The organism is Burkholderia sp. BCC1993, assembly GCF_905339865.1.
Classification (GTDB): Bacteria; Pseudomonadota; Gammaproteobacteria; order Burkholderiales; family Burkholderiaceae; genus Burkholderia.
Map to the genome: position 1 here is coordinate 1 of NZ_CAJPGZ010000026.1, position 21,055 is coordinate 21,055.

Here is a 21,055-nt window from a genome sequence, read left to right on the forward strand (position 1 = left end):
TCGCTGCGGCGGTGCCTTTTTTCATGGCGCGGGGGAGTCGGTGTTGGCGTCGGTTGCGTCGGTTGCCCCGTTCGCGTGGTTCGCGTGGTTCGCGTGGTTCGCGTGGTTCGCGTCGTTCGCGTCGGTTGCCGCGTTGGCGTTGGCGTTGGCGTTGGCGTTGGCGTTGGCGTTGGCGTTGGCGTTGGCGTTGGCAGCGGCAGCGGCAGCGGCAGCGGCAGCGGCAGCGGCGTCAGGATCAGCCCCCTCGTCCGCATCGTCAGCTTCGTCATCGAACAGCGAGAATTGCCCGTGACGCTCGGCCGTGTCCTCGTCGATGCGCACGCCGACGCCGAGCAGCCGCACGGCCTGCGCGCGCCGTTGCAGCCCCTTCGCGAGCAGCGTGACGGCCGTCTGCGCATTCGTCGCGTCGGCCACGCACTCGACCGTCGTACGCTGAAAATCGGCGAAGCGGATCTTCACGTAGAGCTTGCGGATCGTGCGGGCCGCGCCCGCGCGCGCGATCCGCGCGTCGAGCTGCACGACGAGGCGGCGGATCTCGTCCGCGCATTGCTCGAGCGTCGTCAGGTCGGTCACGTAGGTCGTCTCGACGCTGACCGACTTGCGCTCCTGGTCGGCCCGCACCGGCCGCTCGTCGATTCCGCGCGCGAGCTGGTACAGCCGCCGGCCGAACGCGCCGAACTCGCGATGCAGGTCGATCAGCGACCAGCCGCGCAACTGCGCGCAGGTCTGGATGCCGAGCCGGTCGAGCCGCGCGGCCGTCACCTGGCCGACGCCGTGCAGCTTGCGCACCGGCAGCGCCGCGACGAACGCATCGACTTCATGCGGGCGCACGACGAACAGGCCGTCGGGCTTGTTCCAGTCGGACGCGATCTTCGCGATGAACTTGTTCGGTGCGACACCCGCCGACACCGTCACGCCGACCGTGTCGTACACGCGCTGGCGAATCTCCCGCGCAATCAGCGTGGCGCTGCCCTGGCACAGCTGCGAACCGCTGACGTCGAGGTACGCCTCGTCGAGCGACAGCGGCTCGACGTCGTGCGTGTAGTCGCGATAGATCGCCATGATCTGCCGCGACGCCGCGCGGTACTTGTCCATCGCGGACGGCAGGATCAGCAGGTCCGGACACTTGCGCATCGCGAGCGCCGACGACATCGCGGAATGCACGCCGTAGCGCCGCGCCTCGTAGTTGCAGGTCGCGATCACGCCGCGCTGGTCGGGCCGGCCGCCGACGGCGAGCGGCCGGTTGCGCAGCGACGGGTCGTCGCGCATCTCGACCGACGCGTAAAAGCAGTCGCAGTCGCAGTGGATGATCTTGCGCACGCGCGACGGCGCGTCGCCGGGCGGCGACCCGCGCGGATCGGCAGGCGGGATGATGGTCGGATTCACGGTGCCGATACTGTACAAAAACACAGTGCCCGTTTCAACTGTCGCGTGCTGCCGCGTTCGGCCGACGCCCGGCGCAGCCGGAACGCCTCGGATCGCCCCGCCGCTCGCCGGCCACCTCCGACCGGCAATGCCGTACCGGTCCGCTTCGCGCGGATCGTACCGCCGCGCGCCCGGGCCGGCCCCTATACTCGTCTGCCACGACATATGAAACGCACAGGTGACGGATGAAAACGATCGGACTCATCGGCGGGATGAGCTGGGAATCGTCGGCCGAGTACTACCGGATGATCAATCGCCATTCGAAGGCGCTGCACGGCGGTCATCACAACGCGAAGAGCGTGCTGGTCACGGTGGATTTCGCGGAGATCGAAGCGCTGCAGCGCGCGCAGGACTGGGCCGCGCTCGGCGAACGGATGGCCGATGCCGCGCGTCGGCTCGAAGCGGCCGGCGCCGATCTCGTCGTGCTGACGACCAACACGATGCACCGCGTGCACGGCGCGATCGAGGCTGCCGTATCGCTGCCGTTCCTGCACATCGCCGATCCGACCGGCGCCGCGCTGCGCGCCGCGGGCGTCGAGCGCGTGGCGCTGCTCGGCACGCGCTACACGATGGAGCTGCCGTTCTATGCGGAGCGCCTGCGCGACAAGTTCGGCCTCGACGTGCTGGTGCCGGACGAATCCGCGCGCAACGACGTGCACCGGATCATCTACGACGAGCTGTGTCATGGCGTGATCGATGCCGGGTCGCGCGCGACCTACGTGTCGATCATCGAGGAACTGGCGAAACGCGGCGCGCAGGCGGTGATACTCGGCTGTACGGAAATCACGCTGCTGATCGGCGCGGACGATGTGCCGCTGCCGGTGTTCGATACGACCGCGCTGCATGCGAAGGCGGCGGTCGAGTGGGCGGCGGGCTGAAAACAAAAAACCCGGCACGGGGCCGGGTTCCTGTCGACGAAGCGCGCATCGGTCACTTGCGCTGCACATCGTCTGGTGTGCTTGGTTGCGGGGGTAGGATTTGAACCTACGACCTTCGGGTTATGAGCCCGACGAGCTGCCAGACTGCTCCACCCCGCGTCAGAGAAATAAATTATAGGGTGATGAAGCACTCACGTCAACACTTTTGTCACAAATTCTTCTCAGGCCGCAGATATCGCGACGCACGGCACCGGCTTCGCATCGTGTGTCGCGCGCGTTCGCGCCCCGTGCTCGCGGTAAGATGGCGGCCTTCGCATTCACCCCGCACGCATTCCCGTTCATGAAAATCGCCACCTGGAACGTCAACTCGCTCAACGTCCGCAAGCAGCACGTGCTCGACTGGCTCGCGCAAAGCGGAACCGACGTGCTGTGCCTGCAGGAACTGAAGCTGCCGGACGAGAAATATCCGCGCGCCGATCTCGAAGCGATCGGCTACCGCAGCTGGTTCGCGGGCCAGAAGACCTACAACGGCGTCGCGATCCTCGCGCGCGACACGCTCGCCGTCGACGAATCGGACGTCGTGCGCAACATCCCCGGCTTCGACGACGCACAGCAACGCGTGGTCGCCGTAACGGTCGAAGGCGTGCGCATCGTGTCCGCGTATTTCCCGAACGGCCAGGCACCCGACTCCGACAAGTTCGTCTACAAGATGCAGTGGCTCGACGCACTGCAGGCGTGGCTGGGCACCGAGATGCAGCGCTACCCGAAGCTCGCGCTGCTCGGCGACTACAACATCGCGCCGGAAGACCGCGACGTGCACGACCCGGCGAAATGGGAAGGCCAGAACCTCGTGTCGCCGCAGGAGCGCGCGCACTTCGCGAAGCTGATCGAACTCGGCTTCGTCGATGCGTTCCGCCGCTTCGAGCAGCCCGAGAAGACCTTCACGTGGTGGGACTACCGGATGTTCGCGTTCCGCCGCAACGCGGGGCTGCGCATCGACCACATCCTGCTGTCGCCGGCGCTCGCCGAAACCTGCACGTCGTGCGAGGTCGATCGCGTGCCGCGCACGTGGGAACAGCCGTCCGACCACACGCCCGTCATCGCGGTCGTCAGCTGAACGCCCTGCCCGCTCGCGCCTGCGCTCAACCGCGCGCCGGCGCGGGCCCGAGATGCGCCCACAGGAAGCCGAATTCCGCCGCATCGGATTCGGCACGCTCCAGATCGTCGGCGCTGCCGTGGCCGCCGTCGGTGTTCTCCCAGTACCACACCCGTTCGTGTCCGAGCGCATGCATGCGCGCGGCCATCTTGCGCGCATGCGCGGGATGCACGCGGTCGTCGCGCGTCGACGTCGTCAGCAGCAGCGGCGGATACGCAACGCCTTCTCGCACGCGGTGATACGGCGAGTAGGCGGCGAGCGCCGCGCCCTCGCGCGCATCGTCCGGATCGCCGTACTCGTCGAGCCACGCGGCGCCCGCGTGCAGCTTCGGATAGCGCCGCATGTCGAGCAACGGTACGCGGCACAGCACCGCGCCGAACAGTTCCGGACGCTGCACCATGCATGCGCCGACCAGCAGTCCGCCGTTGCTGCCGCCCTCGATGCCGAGTTGCGCGGCCGTCGTCACGCCGGTGCGGATCAGGTCCTCGGCCACCGCGATGAAGTCGTCGAACGAGCGCTGCCGATGCTCGCGTTGCGCGTCGACGTGCCAGCCCGGTCCGAATTCGCCGCCGCCGCGGATGTGCGCGAACGCCGCGACGCCGCCGCGTTCGAGCCATGCGATGCCGAGTGCATCGCTGTAGCCCGGCAGGTTCGGAATCGCGAAGCCGCCATAGCCTGACAGCAGGCACGGCCGCGCGACGCGGGCGCTGCCGTCGGGATGCGCCAGGCCATCGAGCGCGTCACGCGGCCCGATCAGCGTGTACGGCACGACCGTGCCGTCGCGCGAGCGGGCATTCGCGCGACGCACGACGAGCCCGGCCGCATCGAACCGCACCGGCGGCCGGTCGAGCAGCACGCGGCGCGACGGCGCATCGGCCGCGCGATCGGCCAGATCGGCGAGCCAGCATTCGGGCGGATCGAGATAGGTATCGACGTCCACGTACACGTCGTCGTTCAGCGTCGACTCGACCGGCTCGACGTCGATCTGCGCGTCGCCCGGCCATTCGAACGGCCGCGCGTCCCACGTCCATGCGCCGTCCTCACCCTGGCGCGGCTGCCACAGCATCGTGCGGTTGTGCACGTCGTCGAGCCAGCTCGCGATCAGCAGCGTGCGCGTGTGCGTCCACGTGCAAGCGGACGTCGTCGGTCGCGGCTCGAACAGCGTCGTGAGCTCGCGCGCCCCGGCGAGGAACGCCTGCTCGCGGATCGCGAGCAGCGAGCCGCCCGCGTGACGCACGCCGCCGCAGTCCCAGTCGAGCCGCGGCTCCAGCATCAGCCAGCCTTCCCAGAAACCGACGTCGACATGCGTCGGCACGTCGTAGCGCGCCCACTCGCCCGCGTCGGTCAGCCGGTATGCATGCGCGTCGAAGAAATCGACACTGCGCCACGCGACGTGGCGGCCGTCGATCGGATCGAACCCCGCGCCCGCGCTGATGTCGTCGGGTTCGCCGCGGAACACCACCGGCGCATCGGCGAGCGGCGTGCCGCGTACCCAGCGGCGCGCATCGTACGGATAGCCGGCGGCGGTCGTATAAGCCTCGCCGCGATCCCAGCTCACGTAGACGGTATCGCGGTCGATCCAGCCGACCGTGTGATTCCCGGGCACGTCGATCGTGAAGCCGCCGTCGACGAAACGGCGCTGCACGAGGTCGAATTCGCGCACGACGACCGCGTCGGCGCCGCCCGGCGACAACGACAGCAGCGCGCGGTCGCCGTCCGGGTACAGGATCGCGTCCTGCTCGAACACCCACGACTCGCCCTCTTGCGCGCCGAGCGCGTCGACGTCGAGCAGCGTTTCCCACTCGGGCCGGCCCGCGCGCCAGTCGTCCCAGCGCGCGCGGCGCCACAGTCCCTTCGGATGGAGATCGTCCTGCCACAGGTCGTACGCCCAGTCGCGCCAGCGGGTCGGAATCACCGGGCGTTCGCGCGGCAGATACGCCTGCGCGAGCCGCGCGGTCAACGCGCGATACGCATCGTCGTCGCGCAGCGCGACCCGCGTGCGCGCGTTCTGCTCGTCGACCCACGCACGGGCACGCTTGCTGTCGAGCGCTTCGAGAAAACGGAAGGGATCGGCCCCGGCGGGCCAGCGGAAGGAATCGGACATGACGGGAGCGCACGTGACGGCAAACCGCGATTATGTCCGATCGCGGCATGCGCGACGCACGCGCATGCCGCGACAGAGGCTTACGGCTCCAGATGCAGTTCCTGGATCTTGCGCGTGATCGTGTTGCGGCCGATGCCGAGCCGTTCCGCCGCCTCGACCTTGCGGCCGCGCGTGAAATCGAGCGCCTCGCGGATCACGGCCGCCTCGAAGCGGCGCGCGAGCTCGTCCATCACGTCGGCCGAATTCTCGCGCAACAGCCGCGCGACTTCCGTGCGCAGCCCGCTTTCCCACATCGGATAGCCGGCCGGCGCGCCGTTCGGCGCGGCCGCGACGGGCGCAGCCGTCAACGGCGCACCCGCCGCCGGCTGCACGCGTGCGATGTCGCCACCGCCCACGCCGGTGCCGGCGTGCGCATCCACGCCGTCGGCCGTCGCCGTCACCGGCGCGCCTGCCGGCACGAGGTCGGGCGGCAGGTCCTTGATCTCGACCGTCTGCGCGGGCGCCATCACGGTCAGCCAGTTCGCGAGGTTCTCGAGCTGGCGCACGTTGCCGGGAAACGTGAGCGACGTCAGATACGCGAGCGCTTCGTCGGACACGCGCTTCGGCTCGACGCCGAGATCGCGCGCGCTCTTCTGCAGGAAGTGGCGCGTGAGCAGCGCGATGTCCTCGCTGCGTTCACGCAGCGGCGGCAGCCGCAGCCGGATCACGTTGAGCCGGTGGTAAAGGTCCTCGCGGAACAGCCCCTGCCGCACGCGCGACTCGAGATTCTGGTGCGTCGCGGCGATCACGCGCACGTTCGCACGCAGCGGGTTGTGGCCGCCGACCCGATAGAACTGGCCGTCCGACAGCACGCGCAGCAGGCGCGTCTGCAGGTCGAACGGCATGTCGCCGATTTCGTCGAGGAACAGCGTGCCGTTCTCGGCCTGCTCGAAGCGGCCCTGGCGCGTCGTCTGCGCGCCGGTGAACGCGCCGCGCTCATGGCCGAACAGCTCGGATTCGAGCAGGTCCTTCGGAATCGCCGCGGTGTTCAGCGCGATGAACGGCCCGTTCGCGCGCGGGCTGTGACGGTGCAGCGCCCGCGCGACGAGCTCCTTGCCGGTGCCCGACTCGCCGGTGATCAGCACGGTCGCGGCCGAGTGCGACAGGCGGCCGATCGCGCGGAACATGTCCTGCATCGCGGGCGCCTGGCCGAGCATCTCGGGCGCTTCGGCCACACGCTCGTCCTGCGGCGCGCCGCCGCGCAGGCTCTCCTCGACCGCGCGGCGGATCAGCTCGACCGCCTTGTCGACGTCGAACGGCTTCGCGAGATATTCGAACGCGCCGCCCTGAAACGCCGCGACGGCGCTGTCGAGATCGGAGAACGCCGTCATGATGATGACGGGCAGGCCCGGCAGGCGCTCGTGCATCGCCTGCAATAGCTCGAGGCCGGAGCCGCCCGGCATCCGGATGTCGGACACGAGCACCTGCGGCGTCTCGTGGTCGAGCGCGGCCAGCGCGTCGCGCACGTTCGCGAAGCTCTTCGTCGCGAAGCTGTCCCGGGCGAGTGCCTTTTCGAGCACCCAGCGGATCGATTGATCGTCGTCTACTATCCAGATCGGCTTCATAGGTCGGTCAGGTATGGGTGAATCCGGTGAATCGCCATGCCGCCGCTCAATGATCGAGCGGCAGCAGGATCTGAAATTCGGTACGACCGGGCCGGCTCTCGACCTCGATCATCCCGTCGTGCTGCTGCACGAACGTCTGCGCGAGCGTGAGGCCGAGGCCGCTGCCGTCGTCGCGCCCGGACACGAGCGGGTAGAAGATCCGGTCGCGGATCTCCTCCGGAATGCCGGGCCCGTTGTCGACCACGTGCAAGTCCAGTGCCAGCTTGTACAGGCGCTTCGCGATCGTCACCTTGCGCGCGATGCGCGTGCGCAGCTCGATCTTCGCATCGCCCTGCGCGATCCGCTCGCGCAGCGCCTGCGCCGCGTTGCGCACGATGTTCAGCAGCGCCTGGATCAGTTGCTCCTTGTCGCCGCGCAGGTCCGGCACGCTCACGTCGTAGTCGCGCTCGATGGTGAGCCCGCGCGGAAATTCCGCGAGCATCACCGCGCGCACGCGTTCGCACACTTCATGAATGTTCACGTCGCCGACGATGTGCGGATGCCGGTGCGGCTCCAGCAATCGGTCGACGAGCGTCTGCAGGCGGTCGGACTCCTTGATGATCACCTGCGTGTATTCGCGCAACTCGCCGCGCTCGCGCTCGCTCAGTTCGAATTCGAGCAGCTGGGCTGCGCCGCGAATGCCGCCGAGCGGGTTCTTGATCTCGTGCGCGAGGTTGCGGATCAGTTGCTTGTTGACCGCGGTCAGGTCGTGAATGCGCTCCTCGCGATCGGTGCGCGACTGCCGTTCGTTCTCGAACAGCTCGACGAGCACGAAATCGGGCGCGGTCTCGAGGAAGCCGACGATCGCATGCACGTGCAGCGGCTCGCGGCCGGGCCGGTCGAGCACGGTATCGAGATGCGTCGCGTGAAAGCGCTCCTCGCCGATCGCGGTGATCGTCGACGCGAGTTCGTTCGCATTCGGGAAAATCTCGCCCCACGGACGCTGCGCGAGCTGCCGGCGCGAGATGTCGAGCATCGCCTCCGCGGACGGGTTCGCGAACGCGACCCGCAGCGTCTTGCGGTCGAGCACGATCACGACCGTCGGCAGCGCTTCCAGCCCCGCAAGCAGGCCCGAGCGCGCGAGCCGCTCGTCTTCCGTCAGTCGCTCGGGCTGCCCCGTCTTCGCCTTGATGAGATTCTTCAGAGCCATCGTGCGTGTCGTCGCGCGTTACCGGGTCGGAAATTGGAAATTTTCGGAACAAAAAAGGGACGGCTGGACGCCGTCCCCCTTCAGACTCCGCGGTTCCCGCCGCAGGCCGCGCGACGGGAACGAACCGGCATGACGGCGCTGAATCGAAGCGCCATCGCCGATTACAGCGAGTAGTACATCTCGAACTCGATCGGATGCGTCGTCATGCGGAACTTCGCCAGCTCCTGCTCCTTCAGCGCGAGGTACGCGTCGATCATGCCGTCGGTGAACACGCCACCGCGCGTCAGGAACTCGCGATCCTTGTCGAGCGCTTCCAGTGCCTGGTCGAGGCCTGCGCAGACGGTCGGGATCTTTGCATCCTCTTCCGGCGGCAGGTCGTACAGGTTCTTGTCCGCCGCTTCGCCCGGATGGATCTTGTTCTGGATCCCGTCGAGGCCGGCCATCATCAGCGCCGTGAAGCACAGGTACGGGTTCGCCATCGGATCCGGGAAGCGCGTTTCGATACGGCGACCCTTCGGGTTCGACACGTGCGGAATGCGGATCGATGCCGAACGGTTGCGTGCCGAGTACGCGAGCTTGACCGGTGCTTCGAAGTGCGGGACCAGACGCTTGTACGAGTTCGTCGTCGGGTTCGTGATCGCGTTCAGCGCACGGGCGTGCTTGATGATGCCGCCGATGTAGAACAGCGCCAGTTCCGACAGGCCCGCGTAGCCGTTGCCCGCGAACAGGTTCTGGCCGTCCTTCCAGATCGACTGGTGAACGTGCATGCCCGAACCGTTGTCGCCGACGACCGGCTTCGGCATGAACGTCGCCGTCTTGCCGTACGAGTGCGCGACGTTGTGGATGATGTACTTCGACCATTGCGTCCAGTCGGCGCGCTGCACCAGCGTCGAGAACTTCGTGCCGATTTCGTTCTGGCCCTGGCCAGCCACTTCGTGGTGGTGCACTTCGACCGGGATGCCGAGCTGTTCGAGCAGCAGGCACATTTCCGAACGGATGTCCTGGAACGTGTCGACCGGCGCGACCGGGAAGTAGCCGCCCTTCGTGCCCGGACGGTGGCCCGTGTTGCCGCCTTCGAACTCCTTGCCAGCCGACCACGGTGCTTCTTCCGAGTTGATCTTCACGAAGCAGCCCGACATGTCCGTGTTCCACTGGACCGAGTCGAAAATGAAGAATTCCGGTTCCGGACCGAAGTACGCGGTATCGCCGATGCCCGTGCTCTTCAGGTACGCTTCGCCGCGCTTCGCGAGCGAACGCGGGTCGCGCTCGTAGCCCTTGCCGTCGGCCGGCTCGACCACGTCGCAGGTCAGCACGAGGGTCGACTCTTCATAGAACGGGTCGACGAATGCGGCGCTCGGGTCCGGCATGAGCAGCATGTCCGACGCCTCGATGCCCTTCCAGCCGGCGATCGACGAGCCGTCGAATGCATGGCCGCTTTCGAACTTGTCTTCGTCAAACGCCGAAACCGGCACCGACACGTGCTGTTCCTTGCCGCGCGTATCCGTGAAGCGGAAATCGACAAACTTGACGTCCTCGTCCTTCACGAGCTGCATGACGTCGGCGACGGTTTTACTCATAACCTCTTCTCCTGATTGAACAATTCCGGCGGACTGGGAACCGCCTCGTTTATCGAGCTGCCCGGAGTCTGGCTTTGGCGCAGCGTGCCCCGGGTCGACCGAATTCTATATAGCAGCTTCCGTGCCAACCATCGCAAAACCGACGCGAATCACGCCGACCCGCGCCGTAGCGGGGCCTGGCTGCGCGATTCCGGGGCCGGGCACCGCACCGACGGCGGCACACTCGCACCGCAGCGGTGCAATCTCGAGGAAGCGACGGCGACACCGAATCATTCTGGTGCATTCGTGCCATTCTGCACTCTTTTGGTGAGCGCGTGGGCGGTGCATGCGCCACCGGGCACGCGGACATCCGCGCGGCGCCGCCGCGCTAGAATGTTCGTTTGACCGATACGGAGACCTCCTGCCATGAGTACGCTCGACCAGCTTTACGCGAAGGCCGAAGAACGCCGCGCCCAAGGCGCGCTCAACTATGCCGGCGCCCTGCTGCCGGTCGAGGCGTTCGAACTGCTGCAGCTCGACCCGTCGGCGCGCCTCGTCGACGTGCGCACCCGCGCCGAGCTCGACTGGATCGGCCGCCCGCTCGTCGGCGACGGCCAGTACCTGCACCTCGAATGGACGCGCTATCCGGGCGGCGTGCCGAACGCCGAATTCGTCGATCAACTGAAAGCGGCCCTCCCGGCCGACACACCCATCCTGTTCCTGTGCCGCAGCGCCGCGCGCTCGAAGCTCGCCGCGGTCGCGTCGACGCAGGCCGGCTTCACGAAGGCCTTCGACCTGCTCGAAGGCTTCGAGGGCGGCAAGGATGCCGAAGGCCATCGCAAGACGGTCGACGGCTGGTGCTTCCGAAAACTGCCGTGGATCGGCGCCTGACGGCGCATCCGCCCAGGCACGCCCGACTGCCACATCGTCGAGCCGGGCGATGACATCCCGATGACGGGCCGCGTTGCGCGGCCCGTGGTTTTTGTGCGGCCGTTCCACGGCCCGCATGCGCGATCGATGCGCGCGGCCTTCAGGCCTTCAGGCGCGCGGCGCCTCCGGTTCGACCACGTCGCCGCCGAGCAGGTGCACGCCTTCGCGCAGCTTCACGAATGCGGCCGCGACCGCCTCCGGCTCGCCCTTCACGCCGAGGTCGATATGCCGGCGCGCATAGATCCCGCCGCGCTCGGCATCGCCGACGCTCGGCAGGCTGAACACGCGCACACTCGGGAAATCGCGCTCGATCTTCTCCATCAGCGGCGTGAGCGTCGACTCCGGCAGTTCGAACACGTACAGCGAGCGCTCCGCGTGCGGCGTCGCGTGATGCAGATGCTCGTATTTCGTGTCGAGCACCCATTCGATCATCGGCCACGCCATCACCGGGAAGCCCGGCACGAAATGGAGATCGCCGACCGAGAAACCGGGAATCCGGTTATAGCCGTTCGGGATGATCGTCGCGCCCGCCGGAAACACGCCCATGTTGAAGCGGTGCTGGTTTTCCGGCGATTCGAAGTCGACCGGCGTGGCCGCATCGGTGTGCGTCTCACGAATGCGCTCCGAGATCAGCGCCTTCGCTTCCGGATGCAGCGCGAGCGGCACGCCGAGCGCGGCGGCCGCGCACTGGCGCGTGTGGTCGTCCGGTGTCGCGCCGATCCCGCCCGTGGAGAACACGATGTCGCCCGACGCGATCGCGCGCGCGAGCGTCGCAGTGATCCGCGCCGGATCGTCGCCGACGTATTCGGCCCAGTCGAGCGCGAGGCCGCGCGCGCCGAGCAGTTCGATGACCTTCGCCAGGTGCTTGTCCTGCCGGCGGCCCGAAAGGATTTCGTCGCCGATGATGATGATGCCGATGCTCATGCCTGCCCCATGTCGATTGCGGTGGCGCGCGACTTCGCGCGCAGGTCGTCCAGCGCGCGCAGGCAATAGTGCCCGAACCACAGCGCCGAGAAGACGAGGATGAAAGCGTAAACCCAGATCATGGCCGCCGCCACGAACGGAAACAGCACCATCATCCAGACCGACGACACCCACACGAAGGTCGGCACGGTGCCGAGCAGCCCGGTCGCGACGCCGATGCCGATCAGCGGCCAGCGATGCTGGCGCACGAGCGCGCGGCGTTCGTCACGGCTCGCGTGCTGCGCGAGCGCGTCGTAGGTCATCACGCGGTACGTGAGCCAGCCCCAGATCACCGGCGGCAACAGCGCGAAGAACGGCGGGATCAGCCACAGCGGAATCGTGACGACGAGCAGCACGACGCCCACGATCGCGGCGCCGAGCGAATTGAACACGCTGCCGAAGAACGTGCCGCCCCGCTTCGCCTCCAGCGCGGCGAACTGCCGGTTCGACAGGTGCCTGATCACGACCGGCATCGAGATCGTCGCGATCAGCAGCAGCACGGTCAGCACGATCAGCGGAATCGCGAGCGACACGACGACGAACGGCGCGACGACCGCATGCAGCTGCGACATCCCGAGCGCGTCGAACGCGCGGTACAGCGCGGCGGTCAGCACGAAGCCGTCGAGCGCGCCGCGCGCGGCGTCGATCAGCGTCTGCCACGAGAACCACAGCACGACGCCCCACAGCAGCGCGGAGACGACGAACGGCATCAGGGTGAGCCACAGCATGCGCGGGTGCAGCGCGCTGGCGAACGCCCGGACGAAGGAGCGCAGCAAGTCGTTCATGCGAACCTGTATCGACGATGAAAAACGGGAAAAGGATAAACCACACGGCCCGCATGCGCCAAAGCGCATGCGGGCCGTGCGGGAAAGCCGTTCAACGGGAAAGTGACGCGCTCAGGCGGACGCCGCGCCGCGCTTCGCGGGAACGAGGCGCCGGAAGATCCGCACGAACGCGAGGCCGTGCTGCGCCCAGAAGCCTTCGCCGTAGGACACGCCTTCGACCTGCTCGCGGATGCCGGTCGGCTCGACCGTGCGGTTCCACGACGCGGTGCCGAACATCATGTCCCACCACGGGAACAGCACGCCGAAGTTGCAGCCGTACTTGGTGCCTTCGTGGCCGTAGCCGACCGCGTGGTGGCGCCGGTGGAAGGTCGGGCTCACGAGCAGGCGCTCGCCGAGCCAGCCGAACGACAGCCGCGCATTCGTATGCTGGATGCTCTGCATGAAGTTCGTGACCGCGGTCAGCACGACGAACTGCGACGGCGTCACGCCGATCACGAGTGCGATCGCCGCAAAGAAGCACGATTGCAGCACGTCGTCGAGCAGGTGGTTGCGGTCGTCGCACCACAACGACATCTGCCGCTGGCTGTGATGCACCGCGTGCAGCTCCCACCAGATGCCGAACTTGTGCTGCCAGCGGTGATACCAGTAGCCGGCGAAGTCGAGTACGACAAGGTAGATCGCGAACGCGACGATCGGCTGCGAGGTCACGCCCGGCCACAGATAGTCGAGATTGACGTTCGCAACGCCGTGCATTCGCAGCCACGCCTGGAAGTTGTCGAACACCGGCTGCAGCGCGAAGAAGAAGAACAGCGTGTAGATGCCGAGCTTCGAGATCGCGGTATAGATCACGTCGACCCGCACCGCGCGGCGGTTCTTCCAGCGCTCGACGGGCGCGAGCGCCTCGAGCGGGCGCAGCAGCGCGAACATCAGCACCATCTGGAGCGCGCCGATGATCACCCAGTACAGCGCGTCGTAGGTGTCCTCGTCATAGTCCATCAGGTTGAACTTGAAGAGGAGCGGCTGCACGACGTCGACGTACAGCCAGGTCTGGATGTCCGACACGAACGCATCGATCAGGTGCAGCATCGTCCGCCTCCGCCCGTCACGCGCCGTTCGCAGCCTTCCACGGCGCGCGGTCGTAGAAGTAGATGCCGTGCGGCGAACGGCCGACGGAGATCGTCTGCACCAGCTTGCGCGACGCCAGATCGATGATCCCGACCTTCTTCGCGAAGCGGAACGTCACCCACAGCGTCTTCTTGTCGGCGGACAGCTCCATGTCGTCCGGGCCCGGCAACAGGCCGGTGATGTCGCCGACTTTGGTGAGCGAGATCTCGTCGATGATGCTGATCGTGTTCGCGACCCGGTTCGTGATCGCGACGTGCGTGCCGTCGGCGAGCGAGCGGAAGTTGTGCGCGCCCTTGCCGGTCTGGATGGTCTTCACGACCTTCTGATTGCGCCAGTCGACGACCGCGACGTAATCGGCGCCCGTCATGCCGACCAGCAGGTATTTGTCGTCCGGCGTCATCCACAGGCCCGCCGGCACGTTGCCGACCGGCATCTTCCACTTGACCGTCTGCGTCGCGAGGTCGACCGCCGCGATCTCGCCGGACACCTGCAGCGACACGAGCACGGTCTTGCTGTCTTTCGTGAACGCGATGTGGCTCGGCATCACCGCGAGCGGCAAGCGCTTCACGAGATGCAGGTCGCGGCCGTCGTAGCTGTAGATGTCGAGCCGGTCGAGGCGCAGCCCGGTCGACACGAACCACTTGTTGTCGGGCGAGAAGCCGAGCTGGTACGGATCCTCGATGCCTTCGACGGTGCGCTGCAGCTTGCCCGTCTTCGGATCGACGAACATCAGGCTGTTCGAGACCGAATTCGCGACGATCAGCGACGAATTGTCCGGCGTCGCCATCAGGTGGTGCGGCTCCTTGCCGGTCGGCATCGTGCCGACGACCTGGCGGGTCTGCTGGTCGATCAGGGAAAGCGTCGCTTCGGCCGAATTGAGGATGATCACGTTATTCGCGTGCGCGGCGGGCGCCAGCACGGCGGCGGCCAGCGCAAGCGTGCGGCCGAAGGAAAGGAAAGTGCGCATGAAGACTCACGTCGTGGAACAGCAGTCATTGTAAAACGCTCGACCGGCCCTGCCGGTTGACGAGAGTCGGCCTTGCGCCACTTCGACGCACGCCGCGGCCGCCATGCGGCCCGCCGCGGCAGGCGCCGCGCGCCCGGCCGGGCCGGCAGCCGGTGCGGGCCCGGACAACCGCCGTTGCGCTAGCGCTGCATCGACTCCCAGACCTTGTGCAGACGCTTGACAGAGACAGGCATCGGCGTGCGCAGTTCCTGCGCGAACAGCGAAATTCGCAGTTCCTCCAGCAGCCAGCGGAATTCCGCGAGCCGCGGGTCGGCGACGCCGCCGCGCTGCGACACCGCGCGCTGGTACTGCTGAACGAGCGGCAGCAGCTCGCCGGACTGCTTCGCGTCGCGCGCCGGGTCGGCCTTCAGCTTGTCGATCCGCAGCGCGATGCCCTTCAGGTAGCGCGGGAAGTGTGCAAGCTGCACGTAAGGCGTGTCGATCACGAAGCGCTTGCCGACCAGCGCGGCGAGCTGCTGCTGCAGATCCGCGTGGGCCTGCGCGAACGGCTTCGCCTGCGCGAGCTTCTTCGCGAGCCCCGCGTACTCGGCGAGGATCTGCCCGACGAGCCGCGCGATCTCCTGCGCGAGCAGGTTCAGGCGGCTGCGGCCTTCGTCGCGGCGCGCGTGGAAGCTCGCGTCGTCGTCGGGCAGCGGATCCTGCAGGCACGCGCGGTCGAGCGCCGTGTCGATCAGCTGGTCGCGCAGCTCGTCCTGCGTGCCGAGCGACATGTACTGCATCGCCATCTCGCGCAGCCCCGGCAGGTTCTTCTCGAGGAACTTGATCGGCTCCTTCAACTGCAGCGCGAACAGCCGCCGCAAGCCGGCCCGGTGGATCCGCGCGGCCTCCTCCGGCGAGTCGAACACCTCGACGTCGCAATGCGTGCCGCGATCGACGAGCGCCGGATAGCCGTACAGCGTCTGGCCGCGGCGGCGGATCTCCAGCAGCTCGGGGAGCTTGCCGAAGTTCCACGTCGTCAGGTTCTCGTACAGCGCGGTCGCGCCGGCTTCCGCCGGGGCGGCCGTGTGCGGTGCGACGCCCTTGCCCGGCTTGCCGCCCTTCGCCGCCGAAGCCGCGGAACCCGCTGTGGCGGCCGGCGCCGGCGTGGTGCCTGCGTCGTCCGCGCCGGCTTCGCCGCCGCCGGGCGCGATCGTCGACGCCGCCGCGATCTTCTGGAACTGTTGCTGCGCCTGCGCGCCGAGTTCCTGGCGCAGTTGCGCGAGATTGCGCCCCATCGCGAGCTGGCGGCCGTGCTCGTCGATCACCTTGAAGTTCATGAACAGGTGCGCGGGCAGCGTCTCGAGCTTGAAGTCGGCCGTCTTCATCGCGACCTGCGTCTCGCCGCGCACGTCGGCAATCAGCGCCTCGACGAGGCCGCCCGCGCCGAAGCGCTCGCGGCCCGTGCGCTCGACGAAGCCGGCCGCGTACTCGGGCAGCGGCACGCAATGCCGGCGCAGCTTCTGCGGCAGCGACTTCAGCAGCAGCTGCACCTTTTCCTTCAGCATCCCCGGCACGAGCCATTCGCAGCGGCGCGCGTCGACCTGGTTCAGCGCATAGAGCGGCACCGCGAGCGTCACGCCGTCGCGCGGCGTGCCGGGTTCGAAATGGTAGGTCAGCGCCATCTCGACGCCGGCCATCGTCGCGCGCTTCGGAAACAGCTCGGTCGTCACGCCAGCCGCCTCGTGGCGCATCAGGTCGTCGCGCGACAGGTACAGCAGGCGCTGCTTGTCTTCCGCCTGGCCGCCCTGCTTCACTTCGTCCCGATACCAGCGCTCGAACGCGACGCCCGTGTGAATTCCTTCCGGGATCGCCTGGTCGTAGTACGCGTAGATCAGCTCGTCGTCGACCAGCACGTCCTGCCGGCGCGACTTGTGCTCGAGCTGCTCGATGTCGGCGAGCAGCTTGCGGTTGTGCGCGAAGAACGGCAGCTTCGTGTCGAATTCGCCTTCGACCAGCGCGCCGCGGATGAACAGCTCGCGCGCCCGCGCCGGATCCTGCTGGCCGAACGCGACGCGCCGGCGGTGGTAGATCGGCAGCCCGTACAGCGTCGCGCGCTCGAACGCGCTGACCTGCGCGGGACGCTTTTCCCAATGCGGCTCCGACAGCGATTTCTTCAGCAGGTGGGCGCCGATCTTCTCGACCCACTCCGGCTCGATCTTCGCCAGGCAGCGCGCATACAGCCGGCTCGTCTCGACGAGTTCGGCCGCCATCACCCAGCGGCCGGCCTTCTTCGCGAGCGCGGAGCCCGGCCACAGGTAGAACTTGATGCCGCGCGCGCCGAGGTAGTGCGGATCGTCGTCGGCCTTCATCCCGAGGTTGCCGAGCAGGCCCGTCAACAGGGCCAGATGCACCTGTTCGTAGGTCGCCTCGACCTCGTTCAGACGCCAGCCGTGCTCGCGCACGACCGTCAGCAGCTGCGAATGGACGTCGCGCCATTCGCGCAGCCGCAGGTGCGACAGGAAGTTCTGCCGGCACGCGTCGATCAGCTGGCGGTTCGACTTCTTGTGCGCGACGGCCTCTTCGAACCACGCCCAGATCTTCAGCCACTGCAGGAATTCGGAGCGCTCGTCGGCGAACCGGCGGTGCGCCTGGTCGGCCTGCTCCTGCGCTTCGATCGGCCGGTCGCGCGGGTCCTGCACGGACAGCGCGCTCGCGATGATCAGCACCTCGCGCAGCGACTGCTGGTCGCGCGCGGCGAGAATCATCCGGCCGACGCGCGGGTCGAGCGGCAGCCGCGCGAGTTCGCGGCCGAGCGGCGTCAGCGCGTTGTCGTCGTCGACCGCGCCGAGTTCGTTGAGCAGCTGGTAGCCGTCCGCGATCGCGCGGCCGGGCGGCGGCTCGAGGAACGGGAACGATTCGATCGCCGTCAGGTGCAGCGATTTCATCCGCAGGATCACCGACGCGAGCGACGAGCGCAGGATTTCGGGATCGGTGAAGCGCGCGCGCGCCTGGTAGTCGCTTTCCTCGTACAAGCGGATGCAGACGCCGTCGGCCACCCGGCCGCAGCGGCCCGCGCGCTGGTTCGCGGCGGCCTGCGAGATCGACTCGACCTGCAGCTGCTCGACCTTGTTCCGGTACGAATAGCGCTTCACGCGCGCGAGGCCGGTGTCGACGACGTAGCGGATGCCCGGCACCGTCAGCGAGGTTTCGGCCACGTTGGTCGCGAGCACGATGCGGCGCGCGTTCGACGCCTTGAACACCTTGTCCTGGTCGGCCGCCGACAGCCGCGCGAACAGCGGCAGGATCTCGGTGTGCGGCGGGTGGTGCTTGCGCAACGCCTCGGCCGCCTCGCGGATCTCGCGCTCGCCGGGCAGGAACACCAGCACGTCGCCGGGGCCTTCGCGGCACAGTTCGTCGACCGCGTCGACGATCGCGTCCATCAGGTCGCGCTCGGCCTCGCGCGCGGTCTTCACGCGATCGCGGCCGCCCGTACCTTCCGCATTCTTCACGGCCGGCCGATCTTCGGCTACCGGCCGATAGCGCATCTCGACCGGATACAGCCGCCCGCTCACCTCGATCACGGGTGCCGGGCGCTCGTCGGTGCCGAAATGGCGCGCGAAGCGGTCGGCGTCGATCGTCGCGGACGTGACGATCAGCTTCAGGTCGGGCCGCCGCGGCAGGATCTCCTTCAGGTAGCCGAGCAGGAAGTCGATGTTCAGGCTGCGCTCGTGCGCCTCGTCGATGATCAGCGTGTCGTACGCCTTCAGCAGCGGATCGGTCTGCGTCTCGGCGAGCAGGATGCCGTCCGTCATCAGCTTGACGGATGCGCCCGGCGCGAGATTGTCGGTAAAGCGCACCTTGTAGCCGACCACCTCGCCGAACGGCGTGCCGAGTTCCTCGGCGATCCGGCGGCCGGTCGATGATGCGGCCAGGCGCCGCGGCTGCGTATGGCCGATCAGGCCCGTGCCGCCGGCGCCGAGGCCGCGGCCGAGATCGAGACAGATCTTCGGCAACTGCGTGGTCTTGCCCGAACCCGTCTCGCCGCAGACGATGACAACCTGATGACCGGCGATCGCGCGCGCGATTTCGTCGCGCTTGCCCGACACGGGCAGGCTTTCGGGGTAAGTGATCGGCGGAACGGGATTCGGCGGGACGGTGGCGCGCGGCGGACGCTCGCGGCGCGGAGCGCGCTCGCCGGTGGCCTGCGGTGCGCCCTTCGCGGACGGCTGGCGCGCATCGCCACGCCGTTCGTCGCCGCGCGGCGCGTGGGCCGGCTTGCCCGCCGGCTTTTCCTGCTGCTGGCGCGGCGGCTGGCCCTGCTGCTGACGCGCATCGGCCGCACCATCCGGGTGCTTCGCCGACGGCGCTTTGGCCCGCGTCGGCGCGGGACTTTTAGGTACATTCGACATGGGGGCGCATTATAATCCCGCCCATGAATTCCCAAACCGACCTCCCTCCCGCCCAGACCGGCGCCGCGACGCCGCCGGCCGCCGACGATTCGGCCGCCAGCCACGCGCAGTTCGTCGACTGGATGCGTTCCGTCGCGCCCTATATCCACAAGTTCCGCAACAGCACGTTCGTCGTGGGGTTCGGCGGCGAGGTGGTGCAGCAGGGGCTGCTGAACGCGCTCGTGTCCGACATCGCGCTCTTGCAGGCGATGGGCATCCAGATCGTGCTGGTGCACGGCTCGCGGCCGCAGGTCGAGGAGCAGCTGAGCCTGCATGGTGTCGAATCCGAGTTTTCGCACGGGCTGCGCATCACCGATGCGCGCGCGCTCGAATCCGCGAAGGAAGCGGCCGGCGAAGTGCGTCTCGACATCGAGGCCGCGATCAGCCAGGGTCTGCCGAACTCGCCGATGGCGCACGCGCACATCAGCGTCGTGTCCGGCAACTTCGTGACCGCGCGGCCGGTGGGGATTCTCGACGGGGTCGATTTCGCGCACACGGGCATCGTGCGCAAGATCGACGCCGAATCGATCCGTCATTCGCTCGCGAGCCGCAAGCTCGTGCTGCTGTCGCCGCTCGGCTTCTCGCCGACCGGCGAGGCGTTCAACCTGTCGATGGAAGACGTCGCATCGGCCGCCGCGATCGCGCTGCGCGCCGACAAGATCATCTTCCTGACCGAAGCGCCCGGCATCGTCGACGACGAAGGCGGGCTGATCCGCGAAATGTCGCTCGACGCGGCCGCCGAGCTGCTCGATTCCGGCAACGTCCAGGGCGACGACGCGTTCTTCCTGAAGCACTCGATCCGCGCGTGTCGCGGCGGCGTGACCCGGGCCCACCTGATTCCGCAGTCGCTCGACGGCAGCATGCTGCTCGAGCTGTTCCTGCACGACGGCGTCGGCACGATGATCTCGTACGAGAACCTCGAAAGCCTGCGCGAAGCGACGCCGGACGACGTCGGCGGCATCCTGTCGCTGATCGAGCCGCTCGAGTCGGACGGCACGCTGGTGCGGCGCGGCCGCCACCAGATCGAACGCGACATCGACCACTTCTCGGTGATCGAGCACGATGGCGTGCTGTTCGGCTGCGCGGCGCTGTATCCGTACCAGCAGGAAAAGATCGGCGAGATGGCGTGCCTGACGGTCGCGCCGGAAGCGCAGGGCTCGGGCGACGGCGAACGCCTGCTCAAGCGCATCGAGCAGCGCGCCCGGGCGCGCGGCCTCACGCACATCTTCGTGCTCACGACGCGCACCGAGCACTGGTTCCTCAAGCGCGGCTTCGTCAAGGTCAGCGTCGACGACCTGCCGGAAGACCGCCGCAAACTCTACAACTGGCAGCGCAAGTCGCTCGTGCTGATGAAGCAGCTCTGAGCGCAGGCACGACTGCCCTCCCCCAGACCGATTACAGGAGAAGTACACGATGGCTCGAATGATCCAATGCGCGAAGCTCGGCAAGGAAGCCGAGGGTCTCGATTTCCCGCCGCTGCCGGGCGAACTCGGCAAGCGCATCTACGAAAGCGTGTCGAAGGAAGCGTGGCAAGGCTGGCTCAAGCAGCAGACGATGCTGATCAACGAGAACCGCCTGAACATGGCCGACCCGCGCGCGCGCCAGTACCTGATGAAGCAGACCGAGAAGTATTTCTTCGGCGACGGCGCCGACCAGGCGTCCGGCTACGTGCCGCCGACGGAAGGCTGAAGCCGCGCGGCGAATCGTCCGGGCCAGGCCGGCCGCGCCGGCCTCGCGCGAAGCAACGCAAAGCAAACGGCACCGTGTATCGCACGGTGCCGTTTGCTTTTGGGACGCGTGATTTGGCGCGAGTCAAGGCCACGCGACGCACGATCCGTCCGGCGCGCGATGCCTCCGGAGCGCGATGCCTCCGGAGCGCCGAATTACCGCCTCACCGAATTACCGAATTACCGAATTACCGAATTACCGAATTACCGAATTACCGA

General features: G+C 67.8%; 15 protein-coding genes and 1 tRNA gene. 5 read left to right on the forward strand and 11 right to left on the reverse strand.

Annotated elements, in window-relative coordinates; translation table 11 throughout:
- Window positions 1-21: 21 nt before the first annotated feature.
- Window positions 22-1,410 (reverse strand): DNA polymerase IV, encoded by a 1,389-nt coding sequence (gene dinB / locus U4Y91_RS33415; protein ID WP_321808644.1) that lies wholly within the window; start codon window positions 1,408-1,410, stop codon window positions 22-24.
- A 200-nt stretch (window positions 1,411-1,610) separates the two neighbouring features.
- Between dinB and U4Y91_RS33420 the strand changes: the two genes are divergently transcribed.
- Window positions 1,611-2,303, forward strand: a complete 693-nt coding sequence (locus tag U4Y91_RS33420) for an aspartate/glutamate racemase family protein (protein WP_321808645.1) — start codon at window positions 1,611-1,613, stop codon at window positions 2,301-2,303.
- A gap of 82 nt (window positions 2,304-2,385) precedes the next feature.
- On the opposite strand, the gene U4Y91_RS33425 is transcribed toward U4Y91_RS33420, so the two are convergent.
- A tRNA-Met gene (locus U4Y91_RS33425) sits at window positions 2,386-2,462 on the reverse strand.
- Window positions 2,463-2,643: 181 nt separating this feature from the next.
- Between U4Y91_RS33425 and xth the strand changes: the two genes are divergently transcribed.
- Entirely contained in the window at window positions 2,644-3,420 is a 777-nt protein-coding gene (gene xth / locus U4Y91_RS33430; RefSeq protein ID WP_321808646.1) for an exodeoxyribonuclease III, read from the forward strand.
- 25 nt (window positions 3,421-3,445) lie between these two features.
- Here xth and U4Y91_RS33435 read toward each other — a convergent pair whose 3' ends face one another.
- The 4 genes from U4Y91_RS33435 to glnA form a co-directional block, all read right to left on the reverse strand.
- Entirely contained in the window at window positions 3,446-5,563 is a 2,118-nt protein-coding gene (locus U4Y91_RS33435; RefSeq protein ID WP_321808647.1) for a prolyl oligopeptidase family serine peptidase, read from the reverse strand.
- Window positions 5,564-5,643: 80 nt separating this feature from the next.
- On the reverse strand, window positions 5,644-7,167 hold the full coding sequence (gene ntrC, locus U4Y91_RS33440; RefSeq protein ID WP_321808648.1) for a nitrogen regulation protein NR(I): 1,524 nt from the start codon (window positions 7,165-7,167) through the stop codon (window positions 5,644-5,646).
- Window positions 7,168-7,213: 46 nt separating this feature from the next.
- Window positions 7,214-8,356 (reverse strand): nitrogen regulation protein NR(II), encoded by a 1,143-nt coding sequence (gene glnL / locus U4Y91_RS33445; protein ID WP_321808649.1) that lies wholly within the window; start codon window positions 8,354-8,356, stop codon window positions 7,214-7,216.
- 161 nt (window positions 8,357-8,517) lie between these two features.
- Entirely contained in the window at window positions 8,518-9,933 is a 1,416-nt protein-coding gene (gene glnA / locus U4Y91_RS33450) for a type I glutamate--ammonia ligase (protein WP_124557653.1), read from the reverse strand.
- A 405-nt stretch (window positions 9,934-10,338) separates the two neighbouring features.
- Here glnA and U4Y91_RS33455 point away from each other — a divergent pair, with 405 nt between their 5' ends.
- Window positions 10,339-10,803 carry a rhodanese-like domain-containing protein gene (locus U4Y91_RS33455; protein WP_321808650.1) on the forward strand — a complete coding sequence of 155 codons (465 nt, stop codon included), beginning with the start codon at window positions 10,339-10,341 and terminating at the stop codon, window positions 10,801-10,803.
- 147 nt (window positions 10,804-10,950) lie between these two features.
- On the opposite strand, the gene U4Y91_RS33460 is transcribed toward U4Y91_RS33455, so the two are convergent.
- The 5 genes from U4Y91_RS33460 to hrpA form a co-directional block, all read right to left on the reverse strand.
- The gene (locus U4Y91_RS33460) at window positions 10,951-11,766 is read right to left on the reverse strand and encodes a competence/damage-inducible protein A (RefSeq protein ID WP_257771812.1); all 816 of its coding nucleotides are present in this window, start codon (window positions 11,764-11,766) and stop codon (window positions 10,951-10,953) included.
- Window positions 11,763-12,590: an EI24 domain-containing protein gene (locus tag U4Y91_RS33465; RefSeq protein WP_321808651.1), complete on the reverse strand. Its 828-nt coding sequence runs from the start codon at window positions 12,588-12,590 to the stop codon at window positions 11,763-11,765. The genes U4Y91_RS33460 and U4Y91_RS33465 overlap by 4 nt, the downstream gene beginning before the upstream one ends.
- Window positions 12,591-12,701: 111 nt before the next feature.
- Window positions 12,702-13,676: a sterol desaturase family protein gene (locus U4Y91_RS33470; protein ID WP_321808652.1), complete on the reverse strand. Its 975-nt coding sequence runs from the start codon at window positions 13,674-13,676 to the stop codon at window positions 12,702-12,704.
- Window positions 13,677-13,692: 16 nt separating this feature from the next.
- Window positions 13,693-14,682, reverse strand: coding sequence for a beta-propeller fold lactonase family protein (locus U4Y91_RS33475; protein ID WP_321808653.1), 990 nt, complete (start codon window positions 14,680-14,682; stop codon window positions 13,693-13,695).
- 179 nt (window positions 14,683-14,861) lie between these two features.
- Window positions 14,862-19,070, reverse strand: coding sequence for an ATP-dependent RNA helicase HrpA (gene hrpA, locus U4Y91_RS33480; protein WP_321808654.1), 4,209 nt, complete (start codon window positions 19,068-19,070; stop codon window positions 14,862-14,864).
- A 23-nt stretch (window positions 19,071-19,093) separates the two neighbouring features.
- Between hrpA and argA the strand changes: the two genes are divergently transcribed.
- Together argA and U4Y91_RS33490 are read left to right on the forward strand one after the other, a co-directional pair.
- Window positions 19,094-20,473: an amino-acid N-acetyltransferase gene (argA, locus tag U4Y91_RS33485; RefSeq protein WP_321808655.1), complete on the forward strand. Its 1,380-nt coding sequence runs from the start codon at window positions 19,094-19,096 to the stop codon at window positions 20,471-20,473.
- 49 nt (window positions 20,474-20,522) lie between these two features.
- Entirely contained in the window at window positions 20,523-20,798 is a 276-nt protein-coding gene (locus tag U4Y91_RS33490; RefSeq protein ID WP_006478357.1) for an oxidative damage protection protein, read from the forward strand.
- The last annotated feature ends 257 nt before the right edge of the window (window positions 20,799-21,055 follow it).

Bases quoted from the DNA above. Each gene is read 5' to 3' on its own strand.
- argA (WP_321808655.1), top strand. From the start codon at position 19,094: ATGAATTCCCAAACCGACCTCCCTCCCGCCCAGACCGGCGCCGCGACG.
- U4Y91_RS33490 (WP_006478357.1), top strand. From the start codon at position 20,523: ATGGCTCGAATGATCCAATGCGCGAAGCTCGGCAAGGAAGCCGAGGGT.
- U4Y91_RS33475 (WP_321808653.1), bottom strand. From the start codon at position 14,682: ATGCGCACTTTCCTTTCCTTCGGCCGCACGCTTGCGCTGGCCGCCGCC.
- U4Y91_RS33420 (WP_321808645.1), top strand. From the start codon at position 1,611: ATGAAAACGATCGGACTCATCGGCGGGATGAGCTGGGAATCGTCGGCC.
- glnA (WP_124557653.1), bottom strand. From the start codon at position 9,933: ATGAGTAAAACCGTCGCCGACGTCATGCAGCTCGTGAAGGACGAGGAC.
- glnL (WP_321808649.1), bottom strand. From the start codon at position 8,356: ATGGCTCTGAAGAATCTCATCAAGGCGAAGACGGGGCAGCCCGAGCGA.
- U4Y91_RS33435 (WP_321808647.1), bottom strand. From the start codon at position 5,563: ATGTCCGATTCCTTCCGCTGGCCCGCCGGGGCCGATCCCTTCCGTTTT.
- xth (WP_321808646.1), top strand. From the start codon at position 2,644: ATGAAAATCGCCACCTGGAACGTCAACTCGCTCAACGTCCGCAAGCAG.
- U4Y91_RS33465 (WP_321808651.1), bottom strand. From the start codon at position 12,590: ATGAACGACTTGCTGCGCTCCTTCGTCCGGGCGTTCGCCAGCGCGCTG.
- ntrC (WP_321808648.1), bottom strand. From the start codon at position 7,167: ATGAAGCCGATCTGGATAGTAGACGACGATCAATCGATCCGCTGGGTG.
- U4Y91_RS33460 (WP_257771812.1), bottom strand. From the start codon at position 11,766: ATGAGCATCGGCATCATCATCATCGGCGACGAAATCCTTTCGGGCCGC.
- hrpA (WP_321808654.1), bottom strand. From the start codon at position 19,070: ATGTCGAATGTACCTAAAAGTCCCGCGCCGACGCGGGCCAAAGCGCCG.
- U4Y91_RS33455 (WP_321808650.1), top strand. From the start codon at position 10,339: ATGAGTACGCTCGACCAGCTTTACGCGAAGGCCGAAGAACGCCGCGCC.
- U4Y91_RS33470 (WP_321808652.1), bottom strand. From the start codon at position 13,676: ATGCTGCACCTGATCGATGCGTTCGTGTCGGACATCCAGACCTGGCTG.